Origin of the sequence: Haloferax sp. Atlit-6N (genome assembly GCF_003383195.1) — an archaeon.
Lineage (GTDB): Archaea > Halobacteriota > Halobacteria > Halobacteriales > Haloferacaceae > Haloferax > Haloferax gibbonsii.
This window is the reverse complement of sequence record NZ_QEQJ01000061.1, coordinates 1-694: the sequence shown is the minus strand read 5'-3', so window position 1 is coordinate 694 and position 694 is coordinate 1. Positions and strand designations below refer to the sequence as shown.

The 694-nt window shown below is 53.2% G+C and carries 1 protein-coding gene; it reads right to left on the bottom strand.

What is annotated here, in order from left to right:
• Positions 1-583 (bottom strand): glycosyltransferase (locus DEQ92_RS21135; protein ID WP_147299539.1); only part of this gene is annotated, 583 nt, incomplete at its 3' end.
• Positions 584-694: the final 111 nt, after the last annotated feature.

Below are 694 nucleotides of genomic sequence, written 5' to 3'. Positions count from 1 at the left end.
CAATGATCCCGTGTATCAGTTCAACTGAGGACCGCGACCACTTCTCGATTCGATCGCGAACACGTGGGGTTCGACAGAGGACGAAGCGCCCCATAAACAGCGAGAAGATCACGAATTCGAAGAGATTTCGAAAGTCCAGTGGATGCAGTTCGGTCCGTTCGCTCGGGGAGTACCCGACGAAGTTCACGACAGGTACCCCATAGAGTAGTCCGACCAGTTTCGCGGTCGGATGGAGTAAATGGTTCGTCGAGTAGATCACATCGTAATTGGTGTGACGCATCTCATAGGTCAGTCGCACGGTGAGCAACAAAATAAACACCAGTCGGTGGAGGACACCGTATGCCGAGTTCGGATGGTTGTCGGCCGGAGTAGCACGATATGGCCGATTGATTTCGACGTTGTGAACGGTTTCCCGTTCGGGTGTTTCAGAGGTCCGAGGTGTATAAACGGTGACGTGGTGACCGCGTTCGGCACTCAGCTTTGCGAAATTCCAGTCAGTAAAGGCTCCACCGGACGTCTTCGGATAGAAATCCTCTGCTAACTGGAGAATCCGGAGGGAATTCGGATCTTGGGAATCAGTCACTTGTACCCTAGTGCCTCTAACCGTTCGTCGACCTCAGTGGACTGTTCCTCGGTGTTCCCCTCTCGTGTCGTAGTGTCGACCGAATCCAGTCGAGATGCACTAAAGTCCTTC